Here is a 17,374-nt window from a genome sequence, read left to right on the forward strand (position 1 = left end):
GCCTCCATGCGCCGGCATCCCGTCACGGCACTCCTGGCCGCCGCCCTGATCCTCGCCCCGGCGGGAGCCGCCCTGGCGCAGGGCGATGCGGCCGAGGGGAAGGCCATCGCGTTCGACCGCGGCCGGGGCAACTGCCTGTCCTGCCACGCGATTCCCGGCGGCGACCTGCCGGGCAATATCGGTCCGTCCCTGGCGGGCCTGAAGGAGCGCTACCCGAACCGCGAGGACGTCGTCGCGATCATCCGCGACGAGACCCTGCGCAACCCGGCGACGGTGATGCCGCCGTTCGGGCGGAACCTGCTCCTCTCCGACCGGGAGATCCGGTCCGTCGTCGAGTACCTGTATTCGTACTGAAAGGGAGGCCGTCATGGCTGCCTATGACAGCAAGTTGTTCGACCGCCGCTTCGTTCTCCGGGCGGCGGGTCTCGGGAGCGTTCTGGCGGCGACCGGCTTCGGTTTCCCGCTCCGGGCTTCGGCCAGTACCGCTGCCGCCTATCCCGCCGATGCCTTCAAGCAGAAGGGCGAGGCGGACGCCGTGAAGACGCTGTTCGGGCAGGCGGCGACGGCTTCCGACAAGGTGAAGCTCGACGCTCCCGAGATCGCCGAGAACGGTGCCGTCGTGCCGGTGTCGGTCAGCACCGACCTGCCGGACGTGACCGCGATCGCTATCCTCGTCGCCGAGAACCCGAGCGCGCTGGCTGCCCTGTACAAGTTCGCGCCCGGCACGCCGCCCACCGTGGCGAGCCGCCTGAAGATGGCCAAGACCACGCCGGTCATCGCCGTCGTGGAGGCCGGAGGCAAGCTCTACAGCGCGACCAGGGAAGTGAAGGTCACGGTCGGCGGCTGCGGCGGCTGACGACGACTACACGACGGGAGGAACACAGATGCCATCAACCATCCGCGTGCGCGCGACCGCCAGCGGCGACCAGACCGATGTTCAGTCGCTCATCCAGCATCCCATGGATTCCGGCTACGTGAAGGATGCCAAGGGGGAGCTGATCCCCCCGCACTACATCGAGACCGTCACCTTCGAGCATGACGGCAAGGTGGTGCTCACCGCCTTCTGGGGGCCGGCAGTCTCCAAGGACCCGTACCTGAAGTTCAAGTTCTCCGGGGCCAAGAAGGGCGACGAACTCAAGGTCACCTGGACCGATAATCTGGGCAAGACGGATTCGTCCGTCGCCAAGATCGGATGAGTGCCCGCCACGCCCCCGCGGCCGGGCTCGCCCTGGTCCTCGGCCTCGCCGTCTGCGGCATCGCCGGGGCGCGTGCCGCCGACGCCGTCGATCCGAAGGCCGATATGAAGGCGTTCCAGGCCTATTTCTACGAGAAATTCCCGAACGTGAAGCACGCGGACTTCGTGAACGGGCCGTACTCGATGGACGAAGGCATGCGCAAGCAATGGGAGGAGAAAGAAGAGTTTCCTCCCTATGACTTCGCCGTCGAAAAGGGCAAGGAACTGTTCGAGACGCCGTTCAAGAACGGCAAGACCTTCGCCGACTGCTTTGAGAATGGCGGGATCGGCGTGCGCCAGACCTATCCGCGCTTCGACGCCAAGCTCGGCGAGGTCGTCACGCTCGAATACGCGGTCAACCGCTGTCTCACCGAGAACGGTGAGACACCCTATTCCTACGTGAAGGACGACATGGCCGCCGTGACCGCCTACATGGCGTTCACCTCGCGCGGAAAAGCCTTCGCCATCACGGTGCCGGACGATCCGCGGGCGCTCGCGGCCTACGAGGCCGGCAAGCAGTACTTCTACACCCGCCGGGGGCAGCTCAACTTCTCCTGCGCGAGCTGCCACGTCCAGAATCCCGGCCGCCGCATCCGCGCCGAGGTTCTGGCGCCGGCGCTCGGCATTACCGCGGCCCTGCCGATCTACCGCTCCGAATGGGGCGGGATGGGCACGGCGACCCGCCGCTACATGTCCTGCAACAGCCAGGTCCGCGGCACCCCGCTGGCGCCCGACGACGCGCTCTATCGCGACGTCGACTATTTCCTCTCCTTCATGAGCAACGGGCTGCCGATCTCCGGCCCCGGTGCGCGTCCGTGAGGCCCGGCATGATCTCGGCATTCGCGCGCGCGGTCCTCGTGTTGCTTCTGCTCCCGGGCTCGGCCGCCCTGGCGGCGAGCGCGCAGGAAGCGAACGACGCCTATGCAGCGGCCAAGGCGCTCTCCGACAAGGCCGCCGCCAACAAGAACCAGTGGCCCGCCACGGCGACGGCCCTCGCCGCCGCGAAGGCCGCGAGCGAGGCGGGCCGCACCGACGAGGCCCTCGCCAAGGCGAAGGAAGCCGAGGCGCTGGCCCGCGCCTCCATCGACCAGACAGAGCGGGAGAAGACCGCCTGGAAGGATGCGGTGATCCGATGACGCGCGACCTCGACGCATCGAGCCCCGGCCTGCGCCGGCGGCAACTCCTCCAGGCCGGCGGCGCCGCCCTGGCACTGCCGTTCCTCTGGCGCCGCGCCCTCGCGCAGGACACGGGCGCCGGCCTCTACGAGTTGCAGCCGTTCGGCAATGCCCGCCTCCTGCACATGACCGACACCCATGCCCAGCTGCGGCCGGTCCTGTTCAGGGAGCCGAGCGTCAATATCGGCATCGGTGCGATGCGCGGCCGCCCGCCCCACCTCGTCGGCGAGGCGTTCCTGAAGCGGTTCGGCATCGCCCCCGGCAGCCGCGAGGCCTACGCCTTCACCTATCTCGACTTCGAGGCGGGGGCGAAGCGCTACGGCCGGCTCGGCGGCTTCGCGCATCTGCGGAGCCTCGTCGGCCGGCTGCGCGCCGAGGCTCCCGGCGGCCATGCCATGCTCGTGGACGGCGGCGACCTGTGGCAGGGCAGCGGCCTCTCGAATGCGCGCAAGGGCGCCGACATGGTCGAGGCTGCCAATCTCCTGGGCATCGAGGCCATGACCGGTCACTGGGAGTTCACCTACGGGCAGGACGGGCTTCGGGCCAATCTCGACCGGTTCAAGGGCGAATTCCTGGCGCAGAACGTGTTTCTCACGGAGGAGGCGGCCTTCAACGAGGCGCCGGCCTTCGATTCCGCGTCCGGCCGGGTGTTCAAGCCGGCGACCGTGAAGGCGTTCGGCGACCGCCGCGTGGCGATCATCGGTCAGGCCTTCCCCTACGTGCCGATCGCCCATCCGAAGCGGTTCACGCCAGACTGGACCTTCGGCATCCGCGACCACGAACTCCAGGCCCTGGTGGACGACCTCCGGGGGAAGGAGAAGGTCGACGCCGTGGTGCTGCTCTCCCACAACGGCATGGATGTCGATCTGAAGCTCGCGAGCCGCGTCTCCGGTATCGACCTCATCCTCGGGGGCCACACCCACGACGCGGTGCCCGAGCCGGTCGCGGTGGAGAATTCCGGCGGCAAGACGCTGGTCTCGAATGCCGGCTCGAACGGCAAGTTCCTGGCGGTGGTCGATCTCGATCTCGCCCCGGGCTCCCTGCGGGGCATCCGCTACCGCCTGCTCCCGGTCTTCGCCGACCTTCTGAAGCCCGATGCCGAGATGGAAGCGTTGATCGCCTCCCTCGAAGCCCCGCACGCGGCCGCGTTCGGGCGGCGCGTCGCAACCGCGGACGGCCTGCTCTACCGCCGGGGCAACTTCACCGGCACGATGGACCACCTGCTCTGCGACGCCCTGCGCGGGCAGCTTGACGCGGAGATCTCCCTTTCGCCGGGCTTCCGCTGGGGCACCACGACGCTCGCCGGCGGCGAGATCACGGCCGCCGACGTGCTGGCCCAGACCGCGACGACCTATTCGGAGGTCTACGTCCAGCCGATGACCGGCGCCCAGATCCGCTCGATCCTGGAGGATGTCTGCGACAACCTCTTCAATCCGGATCCGTATTATCAGCAGGGCGGTGACATGGTCCGCGTCGGCGGCCTGAGCTATCGCTGCGAGCCCGGGGCCGAGAGCGGCAAGCGACTCTCGAACCTCACCCTCACGGGCGGCGCTCCCCTCGATCCGGCCAGAACCTACAAGGTGGCGGGCTGGGCATCGGTGAACACGCAGGAGGGCAAGCCGGTCTGGGAGGTGCTGGAGGCCCATCTCGGGCGCTCGGGCAGGGCCACCCTGTCTGCCGACAAGCCGGTCGAGGTCGGTGGCGTCGCGGGCAATCCCGGCTATGGCGGAGCGGCGTGAGCCGGTTCGGCCTCCCGCGCAGGCTGCTGCTCGGCGCAGCTCTGGCTCCGGTCGTGGCACAAGCGGCCGGGACCGTCGGCGGCGGCCCGGCGCCGGAGGTATCGGCCTTCGCCGAGCATCGCCTCGCCCTGCAGCTCTCCGAGCGCGAGCCGCACCGGCAGGACCTCGTGCTCAGCGTCGCCAACAACGTGCTCAAGGCCTACGGACCGGACAAGGTCGCCATCGAGGTGGTCGCCTTCGGCCCCGGTATCGACCTCCTGCGGGCGGAGAGCCCCCGGAGGAGCGCGGTCGACAGTCTCGTGTCGCAGGGCGTGCGCTTCGACCTGTGCCTGAACACCGTCGAGACCATCGCCCGCGAGACCGGGCAACGGCCGGCGCTCAACCCGCACGCCATCCCGGTCGAGGCTGGGGTGGTGCAACTCATGACGCTCGCCGAGGCCGGGTACATCCTGGTCCGGCCCTGACCGGGGATCCGCCATGCGACAGCCCGCCCGACGCCTGATCCTGCTCCTGCTGGCCGGGCTCGCCGCCACCCCGGTCTCAGCCGCCGAAGCGGGCAAGCAGCACCGCGTGGTGTTCCAGGTGGACACGGCCGACCCGGCCACGATGAACCTGACGCTCAACAACGCCACCAACGTCGTCGACTACTACCGCGCCAAGAACGAGGAGGTGGAGATCGACATCGTGGCCTTCGGGCCGGGCCTCGCCATGTACCGGGCCGACAAGTCCACCGTGGCCGACCGGATCGCGCATTTCGCCGATTACGGCTTCCCGTCGAAGATCCAGTTCTCGGCCTGCAACAACACGAAGACCGCCATGGAGAGGGCCGAGGGCCATCCGATCACGCTGCTGCCGCAGGCGACGATCGTCCCATCCGGTGTGGTGCAGATCATGGAGCGGCAGGAGCAGGGGTGGAGCTATGTACGGCCGTAAGGTGATTAGCCGGCGCGCGGTCTTCGTCGCCCTCGCGAGCCTGTTCCTCGTCCGCCCGGCTGCGGCCGAGGAGGCCCTCGTCACCTACAAGTCGGTCTCGCCCGACATCGCCCTCGAGATCGCCCAGGCTGCCTTGAAGCGGTGCCGGGAGGACGGGCTTCAGGTGGCGGTCGTGGTGATGGACCGGTTCGGTGCGCCGCTCGTGCTGCTGCGCGACCGCTTCGCCGGCCTGCCCTCGGCGACCACGGCCTCGTCCAAGGCCTACACCGCACTGAGCTTCCGCAGCACCACGGCGGAGTTCGCCAAAGGCATCGCGACGCAGCGCCTCGATGCCGGCCTCGGTCGGTTGCCGAACGTGGTCGCCATGGCCGGCGGCCTGCCCATAGAGGCGGGCGGGGGCATCGTCGGCGCGGTGGGCGTATCCGGCGCACCGGGGGGCGACAAGGACGATGCCTGCGCCGCCGCCGGCATCGAAGCCGTGCGGGACAGGCTGGATTTCTGAGGCGACCGGACCTTGTTGCCGTCATCGACTTTCGAAGACTTCATCCCCTCCAGAGAGTTCAATGGCAAAGCAGCGGGGCATCTTGCAGCGCTCCACCCTACACCCGCCGAAGGACTTTTCCGTTCGGATCCTTATCGTCCCATCGTCTTGAGGCGTGGCAAGGCATCGACCTTCGTTTGACGCTGACGGCGCGAAGCCGCCAACGGAGGAACCAATGCTCTCAGCAGGATGGCGCACCCTGATTGCGATGGCGTGCGCGACGAGCGTCCAAGTGATGCCGGGCTACGCTTCAGAACTCTCTGTCGACCGGTTACCGCCCTGGCAGAATGGCGCCAACAACCCCGCCCAGGACAAGGGCCTGGAATTTACGGTCAAGGAAGCCGACAACCTCGCCGACTTCCACGGCGATGTTACGAATGCTCGCCTCGTGCTCTATGTCGGCGGCAATTACTTCTTTGCCATGGCACCGCTGGTGGCGGCCTTCGAGGCGAAACACACCGATCTCAAGGGCCGCATCTATTACGAGACCATCCCGCCTGGGCTCCTCGCGCGGCAGATGAAGGCCGGCGGGCGCATTACCGTCGGCAACATGACCTGGACGGCTAAGCCCGATGCCTATTTCTCGGGGCTCATGGCCGTGAAGCGTCTGATCGAGGCCGGCGAGCTCGTCGGCCCTCCGACGATCTACGCCACGAACCAGCTCGCAATCATGGTTCCCAAGGGCAACCCGGCCGGGGTGAAGGGTCTGGCCGATCTCGCCCGGCCGGGCCTCAAGCTCGCCATGCCGAACCCAGAATTCGAAGGCGTGGCCCGCCAGATCAAGGCCGCATTAGCCAAGGCGGGCGGTGACGCACTGGTAAAGGCGGTCTACGAGACCAAGGTCGCTGACGGCACGACCCTGCTGACCAGAATGCATCACCGGCAGACGCCCGTCTGGCTGATGCACGGGCGCGCCGAGGCTGGCATGACGTGGCGCTCCGAAACAATCTTCCAGGAACAGGCTGGATTGCCGACTGGACGCGTCGACATTCCGGCCGACCAGAATGCCACGGGAATCTATGCCGGCGCGGTGGTCAAGGACGCCATCCATCCCGCCGAGGCGAAGCTCTGGCTCGACTTCCTCATGAGCGACGAGGCCAAGGCGATCTTTGCCCGCTACGGCTTCGGCGAATATCGACCCTGAGCTGCCCTGGGTCGGGAGCCACGCGCCAGAGCGCGGTTGAGCGCTTTCAAGCTCCGGTCGTCCCTGGAACAAAGTTCGTGGGCGAAGGCGTTTTCCAAGTATACCGCCTCCGACGAGCGTATCGGCCGCCTGGTCGCCGATGCCTCCGTGGCCCAGGCAAGGGTTAGCAGCCCGACGAGCGCCAGCACGGCTGTCCCAGGCATCGCGCGCCTCACTTCGCGTAATGGAAGCCAGCCTGCTGCAATTCGGGCAGCGTGCCGACGGCCCCGGGGGTGAGCACCACGCCTGGGATCAGGTGGTTCGTGAGTTCTGCCGCCAGTGCGTCGTGCGACAGCTTGTCGGGGTTGAGGTCGCGCTTGATGAGCGCGGCCGCCTGCTCCCAGATCGCGTTGTGGCAGGAAAGGAACACGACGCCCCGGGCCATCAGCGCGGGGATGGAATTGTTTTCCGGCGAGAACACGCCCGCCGGATCCTCGAAACTGGCGGCATCTGCCTGCGCCGCCTTCTTGGCCACGATCAGCGTGTTGATTGCGAAGGCCTCGCCAGCGAGCTTCGTCAGTTGATACTTGTCCCACGTCGCCTGGTCGTAGAGGGCAATGTTGGCCGAGCCGTGCGTTGCCGAAGCCGCCAGGAAATCGGGGTGTCGGAACGACCAGACCTGATTGTTCAGGGCGTTGCGCATCAGGTTGAGCCAGGGCCCGCCGATCTCGGTGTTGTCCCAGACCTGCCGCGGGCCGCCCCGGTAGGCAATCACCGCCGACAGGGCCTCGTGATCCCAGAGGTCGGGCCGGTCAAGGATCATTGGAACGGACTTGAATTCGCGACGCCGCGGCGCCTTCGCTAAGCACTCCGAGAGCGCGCCCAAGGTCCGCGCCCCCTCCGGCGATTCGGCGGCGCCGGCTGTCGTGGCGGAACGGGCTTCGGCAAGCCCCGCCGCGAGACCGGCACCGAGGGCAAAAAGCGTGCGGCGTTCAGGATTCATCTTAGTCCCTCCTGTCTGACCCCGACGACGGATCAGCGCGCCACCGTCCCAGCGGGCGAGGACTGGGCGCCGAGCGTCACGCCGTCCACGGTCTGCCCGTAGAAATCGTAGGGGCTGTCGTGATGGGCGGCGCGCGTTGCGGCGAGGTCGCCGGTGAAGCGTGGGTCCTGCGGGCGCTCGCGGCTGTCGATGTAGGCCGCCACGTCCCAGGCTTCGGCATCGGTCAGGCTGTTGCCCTGGCCGAGGGGCATGTTGGTCTTGATGAAGCCCGCCGCGTTGACGACGGAACTCATCCCCGCACCCCAGTTGTAGGACCTGCCGCCCCAGAGTGGCGGGAAGACGATCGTCCCGTCAGAACTCGCTTGGCCCGCGCCGTTCTCCCCGTGGCACAGTGCGCATTTCGCAGCGTAGACCTCCCGGCCGTGGGGGATGTCGAGGCCTTTCGGCTTGGTCAGCTTCGGATAGCCTTGGCCCGGAAGCTTCACCCCCACGGGAGCGCCGTGGGCGAGGAAGGCGGCGTAGCTTTCCAGCGCGACCAGAACGGGATCGCCGAGCGGCGGCGCCTTGCCGTTCATGCTGTAGCGGAAGCAGCCCTGAAGCCGCTCGGCGAAGGTGTTCACGTGCCGGTTCTTGGCGCGATAGGCCGGATACGTCACGTAGGCGGCCCAGAGAGGGGCCGAGTGGCCGAGACGGCCTCGGTCAAGGTGGCAGTTCGTGCAACGCAAATCGTTGCCCACGAAGGCTGGAGCCTGGTCGCGCGTATCGTGGAAAATGTGCTCGCCGAGCCGGATGACCTTGCCGAGGTCGTCATCGGGGATCGCCGAATCCGCCGGCGGTACGAACGGGGGGACAGCCCCCTCTCGATCGGCCCCTGCCGCGCCGATCTGCGGCAAGGCCAAGGTAAGTCCGAGGGCCAGGACAGTCGCCAGCGACGCCGCGCCGTGTCTCGTGAGGCTCATCGGCTGTCTCCGACCTGTGAAGCCGGTAGGGCGGCGTAATAGGCGGACACGGCCGCCCCGTCCTGGTCGCTGAGCTTGTCGGCGATCCCCTTCATCAGCCCGAGCGGATCGTTGTGGCGTGTTCCGGTCTTCCAGGCGGAGAGTTGTGCCATGAGGTAGGCGGCCGGCTGGCTGGCAAGCGCAGGGAAGGCGGCGCCGACGCCCTGTCCCGCCGGACCATGGCATTGTCCGCAGGCGGGTACTCCTCGCGACCAATCGCCCGTCTCCGCCAGATTTCGGCCGCGGGAAGATATGGCTCCGTCCGGGGCAGAGGCCTCGGCCGCCTTCGGTGCGGGGAGCCCGGCGTAGTAGGCGGCGACCGCCCGTCGCTCGTCCGACGTCAGGGCCTGGGCGATGGCGCCCATCGTCTCGTTCTCCCGGCTACCGTCGCCGAAACTGTCGAGTTCGTGCGTGAGATAGCCGACAGAGAGGCCGGCGAGGCGGGGAAAGCCACCTTCGATGCTCCCGCCCCCGTCATCCCCGTGACACGCGGCACAGGCGGGTGCGCCGGTCTGCGTGCCGTTCCGCGCGATCTCGCCGCCGTCGATGGCGCAAGCTGGACTGGCAGCGAGAAGGACCATCAGCCCTCCGAGAGCGATGCGGGCTTTCCCGCCTTTCAGTCCCATCGACCCCTCCCGCGTCTTCGGTTTTACTTTCCGGCCAGGTCGGAAGACATCTCGCCAGCCTCACCGCTCCGCTTAAGCCAAGCTTAAGACGGCCTGATAGCGTCGTCTTGAGGCAATACCTATGCGCTCCTCGTCGTGGAAGACGATCCGATCCTGGAGAACGGGCTGACCTTCGGCGGAACACCCGCCGACTGCGTGGGCAGATGCGACGAGGCGGCCGCTGCTTTGGCGACCTGCGGCAGCCAGCCACCTTCGCCGCGGGCCGATGACATCCGACCGGTCGCTTGGCAGGGAGAGGCCCATCTCTGCAACCCCGTGCGACCGACCCCTTCAGGATACCGCTGGCAGCACCCCAGGACCCAGGTGCCCGCACTCGCCTCGCGATGGTCGAATCCTGACGCGCATGGCGCACGGGGACTACACCTGGGTCATCCCCGTCCCTCTCCTCACTTAAGCGTCACTTAAGCTTGCAGGCCGAGCCCCGTTCGACGTCTCGGCGCTTCGGCGACCAGCCCTCCCGGTCACCCGGCTGAGCGGTGGCTGTCGCGACCCGATGATAAGGCGTTCCAGGGGTGAATTCCATGCTGCCTCCGAACCGGCGACAGACTTTGCGGCTGGCCCTCGGTGCCGTGGTGGGGTCCCTCATCGTCGATGCCTCTGCCTGGGCGGACGACTTCTGGTACGACCTGCATGGCGACGATGGCGGCCCGGTCCGGAACGCCAGATTGCCCGGCGAGCTGACCGGTGAGCTCGCCGGCCTTCCGAGTATCATCTGGGCCGGCTCGCGCGACGACGCGTTGACGCTCTACGAATTCTATGACGACAACTGTCCTTATTGCCGCGGCGCCGCCAAAGACATCGACCGGATTCTACGTCAGACTCCCGATCTTCGTCTGGGATTGATCAACAACGCTGTCCTCTCGCCCCGCTCGGTCGAGTCGGCGAAGGTCGCGTTGGCGATGCTCAGCCTCAAGGGATCGAGCCTGGCATACGCGCTCCAGCAACGGCTGATGGCGATGTCGGGACCCGCCGACGGCGAACGCGCGCTGCGGATCGGCGTCGAGCTCGGCCTGGATCGCGAGCTGCTTCGTCAGCGGGCTGAGAGCGCCGAGGTCAAGGCGATGCTCAACCGGCAGATGCAGTCCGCCGCCGATCTGGGCCTGTCGGCAACCCCGGCCTTCGTGCTCGGGAACAGCGGGATCACCGGCTATCCGGGACCGAAATCGCTTTCCAAGATCATCACCGCGGGGCGCGTCTGCGGCGAGCCGGTTTGCTGAACTATTCCTCGCCTACAACGCCCCACCTTGCGACATCCGCACACCCGTCGAAGGACCTGATCATGAAATGCAACTTAGCCGCCTGCGCAATGGCCTGCATCCATCTTGTCGTCACGATCCCGCTTTCTACCCCAGTCCTCGCACAGGATCTCAATGCCAGCGTGCTGCATATCGACGTTCCCGTGAAGGTCAGGGACAGTCGCGTGGCCTTCAACATGGACCATCTCGCGTTCAGCGGCGATCAGTCGATTGGACTAACATACATGCAACTGATGCTGAAAAACTATCGAGCGTCCGGGGCGAAACTGGAGATCATAGCCGTCTTCCACGGGGCAATCGGGTACCTCTTGCTGGATGATGCGGCCTACAACAAGTCTCGGAAGACCAACCGGGGCAATCCGTACAAGGACGAGATCCTGGATCTGCAGAAGCAGGGTGTTCGATTCGAGGAATGCGGCCAGACGGCCCGGAACAACGGGTGGGTGAATGCCGACCTTATTCCCGGCGTGCTGGTCAATTCGGGCGCCAACCTTCGGCTGGTGCAGCTGCAGCAAGACGGCTTCGCCGAAATCCATCCTTGATCAGTGAGCTCCAGGCGACGTGAACGCGATCTCACTCGGCCCGTTGGTCCTTGACCCTGAACGTCTCGCGGTTGTGGCCGGCATCGGCGCGTACCTGGCGGCCGCGTCGGTCCTCGCTCCGCGGTTCGGCCGGGGATTGTATGCCTGGGCGGCGTGGACCGTGGTCGCGGCCCTCGCAACCGCGCGGCTCGGCTATGTTTGGGAGAACTGGCCGTCCTTCGCGCCAGCGCCCTGGCGTGCGCTGGCGGTGTGGCAAGGCGGCTTTCAGCCCGGCGCCGGGCTTCTCGGGCTCGCGCCGGTCAGCGCCATCTACCTGCGTTCGTTGCGTTCCGTGGCGGCCGGCACAGCGGCCGCCGGTGGCGGACTACTCGTCTGGCGGGTGATCAGCCTTCTCACCGCGGCGACGCTCGGCCAAGCCGCGCCCGACACGCTGTTCGAGCAGCTCGAAGGGGAGCCGCTCGCCATCAGCGACCTGCGCGGCCGTCCTGCGGTCGTCAACATCTGGGCGACGTGGTGCCCCCCGTGCCGGAGCGAGATGCCGTCGCTCGCTCAGGCCGCCGCCGCCGAGTCGGCGGTCGCCTTCGTCTTCGTCAACCAGGGCGAAAGCGCCGACCGGGTTCGCGCGTACCTCGCCGCGAGCAAGCTCTCGCTCGCGCATGTGCTTCTGGACAGGGGCATGGAGGTTCCTCGCCATTACGGCACCCGCGGCATCCCGCTGACCCTGTTCCTGCGTGCCGACGGGACCCTCGCGGATATGCATACGGGGGCGATCTCCGATGACGCGCTCGCGGCGGGAATCGCGCGGCTGCTGAAAAGGCCCCGATAGCGTGGCCGTACCGAAGCGCGCACTCGCGATGAGCCGGATGTGGGGACGAGACGCCAGGCTGCGTTGGGTTGGCGCGATCCTGCTGACCGCCGCCCCCGCCTGTGCCGGCGATACCCTGACCGGAGCCGCGAAGGTTCTGGACGGGGACACGCTTGAGCTGCAGGGCCGCCGCATCGATCTGTATGGCATCGACGCCCCCGAGGCCGAACAGGTCTGCGCGCGGGCCGATGGCAGCCAATACCGGTGCGGGCAGACAGCGGCCGGCGCGCTTCGGCAGCGGATCGGAACGACACCGGTGTCCTGCACGCCGCAGGGCGGTGCTACGCAGGACCGACTGACGGCGGTCTGCCACGTTGGCGAGACCGACCTCTCGGCGTGGATGGTGGCGCAGGGGCATGCGCTCGCGCTCCGCGACGTCACCGGGGCTTATGCGGCGACGGAAGGCGTCGCGTGGGGCCTGCGGGTCGGCCTGTGGGCCGGCGTCTTCGACGAGCCAGCCAGCTGGCGGCGGTCCCACCGTCGGGCGGAGCCGATAGAAGGTGGCGAGCGATAAGGTGGTGGCGCGCCTCAACGCGGATCGCCTGCCGAACAGGGCCTGCGCCTGGCGAGATCGGCGCTGGCGGGCTCCGGCAGGTCGAGAAGGCGCCGCAGGGTAAGGGGCCTGACCCTCAGCAAGCGCGCGGCCGCGGGCAGGTTGTTCTCGACGCCCCGCAAGGTTGCGTGCGCGTGCAGGCGGGCCGCTTCCGCTAGGCTCGTCACGCTAGGCAGCGGCGCCGAGCCATACCCTGTCCGTACCAGGGTATCGATCTCGTCGGCCGAAACCGGTTGGGTCAGGAACTCGTCGGCACCTGCCTTGATGCAGGCGACGGCGCCTGACAACGAGGCGATATGCGACAGGAGGATGATCCGAATGTCCGGACTGAGTGCGCGAAGGGCGCGAACTGCGCAGGCGGCTTCTCCCGCGAGACTGCTGTAGTCCAGGACCGCCGCCGAAGGGATCGGGGCCGATAGGTCGTCGAGGGTCTCGGGAAGCCTCTCATAGGTCGTGACGGGATACCCGCGCGATTGGAGAGCCTCGGCGAGCATCATCGCCCCTTGTCTGTCGGCATTGACGAGAAGCAGGGCGCCGGGAAGTACCGCGTCACGTCTTGTTTCGGCTGGATCCATCGGCGCCTTCTTCGTTCTCTGTTCAGCCAGGAAGCGCGACATCCCCTTCGCGTCAGCCCTCGGTCGGGAGCATCGACGGGTATGCGAGGCACCGGGCGCCGGTCCCTCGCGTCGCCGCTCAGGCCGCGCACGGCGACACATTCCCACTATGTCCTTCATCAGGGCTCTCTCCGTCGCAAGCGAGGGAAACGCGAGGCGCCCCAGTGACGTGGAGCATGCAGCCCGGGGCGCCGCTCTGGATTGCCTCGACTGCGAGGGAGAGCAGCTTCAGGCAGCTTCCTCGGCCTTGCGGGGCTTCGCCAGCCACTCGCGGCCCTTCAACATGGCCTTCCAGTAGATCGGCGGCAGCATCCGCTCCTTCAGGAACCACGCCAAATGGCTCGGCTTCGTCCCGTCGATCAGCCATGCGGGGAAGCTCGGCATCAGCTTGCCTCCGTAGCCGAACTCGGCGAGCACTACCCGCCCGCGCTCAACGGTGAGAGGACAGGACCCATAGCCGTCATAGATGGCGGCAGGAGCGCGACCGTCGAGGGTGGCGAGCAGGTTCTCTGCCACAACCGGCGCCTGCTTGCGCACCGCGGCCGCCGTCTTCGCGTTCGGAGCCGAGCAGGCGTCGCCCAAGCCGAAGATATTGCCAAATCGACGGTGACGGAGAGTGCCGGGATCGACCTCGACCCAGCCGGCCGAATCCGCCAGTTCGCTCTCTCGAATGATGCCTGGCGCCCGCTGAGGCGGACAGACGTGCAGCATCTTGAAATCGCGCTCGACGATACGGAGAGTGCCGTCGGCATCCTTCGTGGAGAATCGGGCTCGCTTGGCCTCACCATCTACCGCCGTCAGGGTCGATGTCAGGTTCAGATCGATCCCATAGCGCTCGATGTAGCGCATGAGGGACGGTACGAAGTGCTCGACCCCGAACAGGGTGGCGCCGGCAGAATGGAACTCCACATCGATGTCTTCGAGGCGGCCAGCTCGGCGCCAGCGGTCGCAGGACAGATACATGGCCTTCTGGGGAGCGCCCGCGCACTTGATCGGCATCGGCGGCTGCGTGAACAAGGCCCGGCCTCCACGAAGGTCTCGCACTAGCCGGTCGGTATAGGGAGCCAAATCAAACGCATAGTTCGACGTGACACCGTTCTGGCCCAAGGTGTCCCGCAGGCCCTCAATCCCATCCCAGTTGAGTTCGATGCCTGGCGCGACCACGAGGGCGTCATAGCCAATGCGCGTTCCGTCCGTCAGGCTGAGCCGGTTCAGCGCCGGCTCAAACCCGGCAACCGCCGCTTGATGCCACTTGGCGCCAGTAGGAAGGGTCGATGCCATCGCCCGAGCAGTCTTGGCTTGGTCGAAAATGCCGCCGCCGACCAAGGTCCAGCCAGGCTGATAGTAGTGGGTGTCACGCGGCTCGATCACGGTGACGTTGAGATCGGGTCGGCGCCGAAGCAGGCTCGCGGCAGTCGCAAGGCCGCCAGCACCACCGCCAACGATGACGACAGTGGCAATGGTGAGGGGCAGGGTCATAGGAAGTGATCCATTTGGATGAACGAAGCACCGCTCACGCTTGGGTGCGCTTCGGCTCGACGCAGATGGGCGGGTGACTGACGCTATTCCTCTTCACGCAGCGAGAGGCGGCCCGGCTTGCCCGAGCGGTCACCTGATTCGAGGACAGCAGGCTCTTAGGGCGGCCAGAGTTTCCTTCGCGAGGTTCAGGCGGTTGGCTCGCCGTGAAGGGCACTCGTCGAGGGGCGTTCGTTCTCCTTTCGAGCTACCAGGGGCAATAGAGCGTCGCTGGCCTTATATGTTAGATTACTCTAAATAAGTCAATGCTAATTTATGGGACATGCCCGCGTGGATGCCGTGACGCCCTCCGACCTGCTGCACCTCCAAGACAAGACGGCCGATGCGGCGCGGCTGCTGCGCCTGCTCGCCAACGAGAAGCGCCTACTCATCCTCTGCCTGCTGATCGCGCGCGGCGAGATGGACGTGACGAGTCTCGCCGAGGCGGTTGACCTCAGCCAGTCGGCCCTGTCGCAGCATCTCGCCAAGCTTCGCGAAGACGGGCTCGTGGCGTTCCGGCGCGAGGGCCAGACGCTGTACTACCGGCTGGAGGATCCCCGGGCCGCGCGCGTGCTCGCGACGTTGAAGGACATCTTCTGTCCGGACCTCGGCTGAGTGCGCTCAGCCGCGAAGGATCTCCGCTTCGAGCCCCGGCCGGTCAGAGCGATTGCGAAGATGAAGGCTCAGCCCGCTCCGGCGGGACGCCATCTCCACGATGGCCAGCCCGAGACCGCTCCCCGTCGCACTCTTGTGGCGTCCCCGGAAGAAGCGCTTCGTCACGTGCGGCAGTTCCTCGTCCGGAATGCCGGGACCCTCGTCACGCACGAAGACGCCTCCACCCGCCGGCCGCCGTCCCCACTCGATCGTCCCGGTCTCCATGTGCTGCACGGCATTCTCGTGCAGGTTTCGGACAGCCAGGCGCAGGCTCTCCGGGTCGGCGCGCATCGTGAAGCCCCGCAGCTCGGGATCGATGACGGTCCGGATGCCGGGCGGCGTCCGCATGGTCCTCACGGTCTCGGCGACCAGCGCGCCCAGCTCGACATCCGTCAGCGGCCGGGCTTCCGTGGCGGCGTCGAGCCGGGCGGCGTCGAGGAGCTGGCGCACGAGGTGCGTGCTCCGGTCCACCGCTGCCATGATCTGGCGGAGCGCGGCCCGCGTGACGTCCGGGTCCTTGGCCGCCAGCGCCACCTGGGCCTGGGTCTTGAGGCCGGTCAGCGGCGTACGCAGCTCGTGCGCCGCGAAGGCTGTCACGTCCCGCTCGTGACGACGGGCCGCTTCGACCTTGAGGAACAACCCGTTGAGGGCGGCCGCCAGCGGGCGCACCTCGGCCGGCGCCCGTGCGGCGTCGATGGGGCTCATGTCGTCGGCGTCCCGTGCCGCCAGGTTTCGGGCCATCAGCCGCAAGGGGCGGAGGCCACGCCCCAGGCTCACCCAGATCAGCAAGCCGAGCAGAGGGACGATGAGGAGGGCCGGCGCGAGCAGGCCCATGATGAGGTCCGTGACGAGGCGCTCACGCAAGCCGAGGCGGTCGCCCACCATGACGCGGACCCCGTTCTCGGGCTCCTCGACGGTGAAGACCCGCCAGGTCTCGCCATCCACCTCGCGCTCTGAGAAGCCCGCCGGCGCATCGCTCAGGCGCCGCTCGGGGGCGCCGCTAGACCGTGCCACCATCCGACCGTCGATGGACCAGATCTGGCAGGAGAGCTGCCGTTCGTAGGACATCGGGGCCTGGAACGTGCGCGGTGTCCCGTCCGAATCCGGGCCGCCCACCGCACCGACCAGCGAGCTGACCATGCGCGCGGCTTCCTGGAGGCGGTTGTCGAGAACTCGTTCCACCTCGCGCCGGGAGCCCAGGTAGATCCACGCCATGGCGCTCAGCCAGATCAGGCCGGTCGCGAGCAGGAGGATGGCGAAGAGCCTGACGCGCAGCGACATCATGCGACGGCCCTCATGCGATAGCCGAGGCCGCGAACCGTCTCGATGGCGTGTTTGCCGATCTTGGCGCGCAGGTTGTGGATGTGGACCTCGACCGCGTTGCTCTCGATCTCCTCCTGCCAGCCGTAGAGCCGGTCCTCCAGTTCGGACTTCGAGCGCAGCACGCTCGGCCGTTCCATGAGGGCCGCCAGCACCATGAACTCGCGCCGGGAGACGGTGACCGTCGCCCCGTCGACCGTGACGGTCAGGGTGCCGGGGTCGAGCCTAATGCCGCCGTGCTCCAGGCTCGCCGCCGCTCGTCCCGAGGCCCGCCGCACGACGGCGCGGATCCGGGCGGAGAGCTCGTCGAGATCGAAGGGCTTGCTGAGGTAGTCGTCAGCTCCACCATCGAGCCCCGCGATCCGGTCCGCCACGGCGTCCCGGGCCGTCAGCAGGAGGACGGGTGTTCGGTCACCGCGGCCGCGCAGGCTGCGCAGCACGTCCAGGCCGGAACCGTCCGGCAGCATCAGGTCCAGGACAACGGCACCGAACCGGCTCGCCGCGAGGGCGGCATCGGCGTCGGCGCACGTGGCGACGCAGTCGACCGTCGCGCCGCTCATGGCGAGGCCGGCCCGGAGGCCGTCCGAGATGATGTGGTCGTCCTCGACGACGAGAATGCGCAT

The 17,374-nt window shown here is 67.6% G+C and carries 22 protein-coding genes; 15 read left to right on the top strand and 7 right to left on the bottom strand.

Features of this window, described 5'->3' with window-relative positions; genetic code table 11:
- Positions 1-6 precede the first annotated feature (6 nt).
- The 10 genes from soxX to PQI07_RS24480 all read left to right on the top strand — a co-directional run bounded on the left by soxX (position 7) and on the right by PQI07_RS24480 (position 6,766).
- The gene (soxX, locus tag PQI07_RS24435; RefSeq protein ID WP_007562708.1) at positions 7-354 is read left to right on the top strand and encodes a sulfur oxidation c-type cytochrome SoxX; all 348 of its coding nucleotides are present in this window, start codon (positions 7-9) and stop codon (positions 352-354) included.
- Positions 355-367: 13 nt separating this feature from the next.
- Positions 368-856, top strand: a complete 489-nt coding sequence (gene soxY / locus PQI07_RS24440; protein WP_274927580.1) for a thiosulfate oxidation carrier protein SoxY — start codon at positions 368-370, stop codon at positions 854-856.
- Positions 857-884: 28 nt separating this feature from the next.
- Positions 885-1,196 carry a thiosulfate oxidation carrier complex protein SoxZ gene (soxZ, locus tag PQI07_RS24445; RefSeq protein WP_007562704.1) on the top strand — a complete coding sequence of 104 codons (312 nt, stop codon included), beginning with the start codon at positions 885-887 and terminating at the stop codon, positions 1,194-1,196.
- Positions 1,193-2,053 (top strand): sulfur oxidation c-type cytochrome SoxA, encoded by an 861-nt coding sequence (gene soxA, locus PQI07_RS24450; RefSeq protein WP_274927581.1) that lies wholly within the window; start codon positions 1,193-1,195, stop codon positions 2,051-2,053. The genes soxZ and soxA overlap by 4 nt, the downstream gene beginning before the upstream one ends.
- Before the next feature lie 8 nt (positions 2,054-2,061).
- Positions 2,062-2,370, top strand: coding sequence for a hypothetical protein (locus PQI07_RS24455; RefSeq protein WP_274927582.1), 309 nt, complete (start codon positions 2,062-2,064; stop codon positions 2,368-2,370).
- Complete coding sequence (soxB, locus tag PQI07_RS24460; RefSeq protein WP_274927583.1) at positions 2,367-4,148, top strand: thiosulfohydrolase SoxB; 1,782 nt, start codon at positions 2,367-2,369, stop codon at positions 4,146-4,148. The genes PQI07_RS24455 and soxB overlap by 4 nt, the downstream gene beginning before the upstream one ends.
- Entirely contained in the window at positions 4,145-4,612 is a 468-nt protein-coding gene (locus PQI07_RS24465; RefSeq protein WP_274927584.1) for a DsrE family protein, read from the top strand. The genes soxB and PQI07_RS24465 overlap by 4 nt, the downstream gene beginning before the upstream one ends.
- A gap of 13 nt (positions 4,613-4,625) precedes the next feature.
- Entirely contained in the window at positions 4,626-5,081 is a 456-nt protein-coding gene (locus PQI07_RS24470) for a DsrE family protein (RefSeq protein ID WP_274927585.1), read from the top strand.
- Entirely contained in the window at positions 5,068-5,583 is a 516-nt protein-coding gene (locus tag PQI07_RS24475) for a GlcG/HbpS family heme-binding protein (protein WP_274927586.1), read from the top strand. Before PQI07_RS24470 ends, PQI07_RS24475 begins: the two co-directional genes overlap by 14 nt.
- 274 nt (positions 5,584-5,857) lie before the next feature.
- Entirely contained in the window at positions 5,858-6,766 is a 909-nt protein-coding gene (locus PQI07_RS24480) for a molybdate ABC transporter substrate-binding protein (protein WP_274927766.1), read from the top strand.
- 211 nt (positions 6,767-6,977) lie between these two features.
- Here the strand turns inward: PQI07_RS24480 and tetH are convergent, their stop codons facing one another.
- The 3 genes from tetH to PQI07_RS24495 are packed head-to-tail and all read right to left on the bottom strand — an operon-like array spanning position 6,978 to position 9,327.
- The gene (tetH, locus tag PQI07_RS24485; RefSeq protein ID WP_274927587.1) at positions 6,978-7,748 is read right to left on the bottom strand and encodes a thiosulfate dehydrogenase; all 771 of its coding nucleotides are present in this window, start codon (positions 7,746-7,748) and stop codon (positions 6,978-6,980) included.
- A 32-nt stretch (positions 7,749-7,780) separates the two neighbouring features.
- Entirely contained in the window at positions 7,781-8,707 is a 927-nt protein-coding gene (locus tag PQI07_RS24490) for a c-type cytochrome (protein ID WP_274927588.1), read from the bottom strand.
- Positions 8,704-9,327 (bottom strand): c-type cytochrome, encoded by a 624-nt coding sequence (locus PQI07_RS24495; protein WP_274927589.1) that lies wholly within the window; start codon positions 9,325-9,327, stop codon positions 8,704-8,706. Before PQI07_RS24495 ends, PQI07_RS24490 begins: the two co-directional genes overlap by 4 nt.
- Positions 9,328-9,953: 626 nt before the next feature.
- On the opposite strand from PQI07_RS24495, the gene PQI07_RS24500 reads away from it, so the two are divergent.
- The 4 genes from PQI07_RS24500 to PQI07_RS24515 all read left to right on the top strand — a co-directional run bounded on the left by PQI07_RS24500 (position 9,954) and on the right by PQI07_RS24515 (position 12,609).
- Positions 9,954-10,649, top strand: a complete 696-nt coding sequence (locus tag PQI07_RS24500; protein ID WP_274927590.1) for a DsbA family protein — start codon at positions 9,954-9,956, stop codon at positions 10,647-10,649.
- A gap of 62 nt (positions 10,650-10,711) precedes the next feature.
- Entirely contained in the window at positions 10,712-11,230 is a 519-nt protein-coding gene (locus PQI07_RS24505) for a DsrE family protein (RefSeq protein ID WP_274927591.1), read from the top strand.
- Positions 11,231-11,303: 73 nt separating this feature from the next.
- Positions 11,304-12,056 carry a TlpA family protein disulfide reductase gene (locus PQI07_RS24510; RefSeq protein ID WP_274927592.1) on the top strand — a complete coding sequence of 251 codons (753 nt, stop codon included), beginning with the start codon at positions 11,304-11,306 and terminating at the stop codon, positions 12,054-12,056.
- 1 nt (position 12,057) lies between these two features.
- A complete protein-coding gene (locus PQI07_RS24515) occupies positions 12,058-12,609 on the top strand; it encodes a thermonuclease family protein (protein WP_274927593.1) in 552 nt (183 codons plus the stop codon).
- A 14-nt stretch (positions 12,610-12,623) separates the two neighbouring features.
- Here the strand turns inward: PQI07_RS24515 and PQI07_RS24520 are convergent, their stop codons facing one another.
- Both PQI07_RS24520 and PQI07_RS24525 read right to left on the bottom strand, forming a co-directional pair.
- On the bottom strand, positions 12,624-13,265 hold the full coding sequence (locus PQI07_RS24520; protein ID WP_274927594.1) for a response regulator: 642 nt from the start codon (positions 13,263-13,265) through the stop codon (positions 12,624-12,626).
- Between the two features lie 225 nt (positions 13,266-13,490).
- On the bottom strand, positions 13,491-14,741 hold the full coding sequence (locus PQI07_RS24525; protein WP_342462644.1) for an NAD(P)/FAD-dependent oxidoreductase: 1,251 nt from the start codon (positions 14,739-14,741) through the stop codon (positions 13,491-13,493).
- A gap of 327 nt (positions 14,742-15,068) precedes the next feature.
- On the opposite strand from PQI07_RS24525, the gene PQI07_RS24530 reads away from it, so the two are divergent.
- Complete coding sequence (locus PQI07_RS24530; RefSeq protein ID WP_274927595.1) at positions 15,069-15,392, top strand: ArsR/SmtB family transcription factor; 324 nt, start codon at positions 15,069-15,071, stop codon at positions 15,390-15,392.
- A gap of 6 nt (positions 15,393-15,398) precedes the next feature.
- Here PQI07_RS24530 and PQI07_RS24535 read toward each other — a convergent pair whose 3' ends face one another.
- Both PQI07_RS24535 and PQI07_RS24540 read right to left on the bottom strand, forming a co-directional pair.
- The gene (locus PQI07_RS24535; RefSeq protein WP_274927596.1) at positions 15,399-16,715 is read right to left on the bottom strand and encodes an ATP-binding protein; all 1,317 of its coding nucleotides are present in this window, start codon (positions 16,713-16,715) and stop codon (positions 15,399-15,401) included.
- Complete coding sequence (locus PQI07_RS24540) at positions 16,712-17,374, bottom strand: response regulator (protein ID WP_007562664.1); 663 nt, start codon at positions 17,372-17,374, stop codon at positions 16,712-16,714. Before PQI07_RS24540 ends, PQI07_RS24535 begins: the two co-directional genes overlap by 4 nt.

The sequence above is a fragment of the Methylobacterium sp. 092160098-2 genome (genome assembly GCF_028920805.1).
GTDB lineage: Bacteria > Pseudomonadota > Alphaproteobacteria > Rhizobiales > Beijerinckiaceae > Methylobacterium > Methylobacterium fujisawaense.

What these genes read in the sequence shown, in the direction of transcription:
- soxX (WP_007562708.1), top strand. Translation starts at nt 7, where the DNA reads ATGCGCCGGCATCCCGTCACGGCACTCCTGGCCGCCGCCCTGATCCTC.
- soxY (WP_274927580.1), top strand. Translation starts at nt 368, where the DNA reads ATGGCTGCCTATGACAGCAAGTTGTTCGACCGCCGCTTCGTTCTCCGG.
- soxZ (WP_007562704.1), top strand. Translation starts at nt 885, where the DNA reads ATGCCATCAACCATCCGCGTGCGCGCGACCGCCAGCGGCGACCAGACC.
- soxA (WP_274927581.1), top strand. Translation starts at nt 1,193, where the DNA reads ATGAGTGCCCGCCACGCCCCCGCGGCCGGGCTCGCCCTGGTCCTCGGC.
- PQI07_RS24455 (WP_274927582.1), top strand. Translation starts at nt 2,062, where the DNA reads ATGATCTCGGCATTCGCGCGCGCGGTCCTCGTGTTGCTTCTGCTCCCG.
- soxB (WP_274927583.1), top strand. Translation starts at nt 2,367, where the DNA reads ATGACGCGCGACCTCGACGCATCGAGCCCCGGCCTGCGCCGGCGGCAA.
- PQI07_RS24470 (WP_274927585.1), top strand. Translation starts at nt 4,626, where the DNA reads ATGCGACAGCCCGCCCGACGCCTGATCCTGCTCCTGCTGGCCGGGCTC.
- PQI07_RS24475 (WP_274927586.1), top strand. Translation starts at nt 5,068, where the DNA reads ATGTACGGCCGTAAGGTGATTAGCCGGCGCGCGGTCTTCGTCGCCCTC.
- PQI07_RS24480 (WP_274927766.1), top strand. Translation starts at nt 5,858, where the DNA reads ATGCCGGGCTACGCTTCAGAACTCTCTGTCGACCGGTTACCGCCCTGG.
- tetH (WP_274927587.1), bottom strand. Translation starts at nt 7,748, where the DNA reads ATGAATCCTGAACGCCGCACGCTTTTTGCCCTCGGTGCCGGTCTCGCG.
- PQI07_RS24490 (WP_274927588.1), bottom strand. Translation starts at nt 8,707, where the DNA reads ATGAGCCTCACGAGACACGGCGCGGCGTCGCTGGCGACTGTCCTGGCC.
- PQI07_RS24495 (WP_274927589.1), bottom strand. Translation starts at nt 9,327, where the DNA reads ATGGTCCTTCTCGCTGCCAGTCCAGCTTGCGCCATCGACGGCGGCGAG.
- PQI07_RS24500 (WP_274927590.1), top strand. Translation starts at nt 9,954, where the DNA reads ATGCTGCCTCCGAACCGGCGACAGACTTTGCGGCTGGCCCTCGGTGCC.
- PQI07_RS24505 (WP_274927591.1), top strand. Translation starts at nt 10,712, where the DNA reads ATGAAATGCAACTTAGCCGCCTGCGCAATGGCCTGCATCCATCTTGTC.
- PQI07_RS24520 (WP_274927594.1), bottom strand. Translation starts at nt 13,265, where the DNA reads ATGTCGCGCTTCCTGGCTGAACAGAGAACGAAGAAGGCGCCGATGGAT.
- PQI07_RS24525 (WP_342462644.1), bottom strand. Translation starts at nt 14,741, where the DNA reads ATGACCCTGCCCCTCACCATTGCCACTGTCGTCATCGTTGGCGGTGGT.
- PQI07_RS24535 (WP_274927596.1), bottom strand. Translation starts at nt 16,715, where the DNA reads ATGATGTCGCTGCGCGTCAGGCTCTTCGCCATCCTCCTGCTCGCGACC.
- PQI07_RS24540 (WP_007562664.1), bottom strand. Translation starts at nt 17,374, where the DNA reads ATGCGCATTCTCGTCGTCGAGGACGACCACATCATCTCGGACGGCCTC.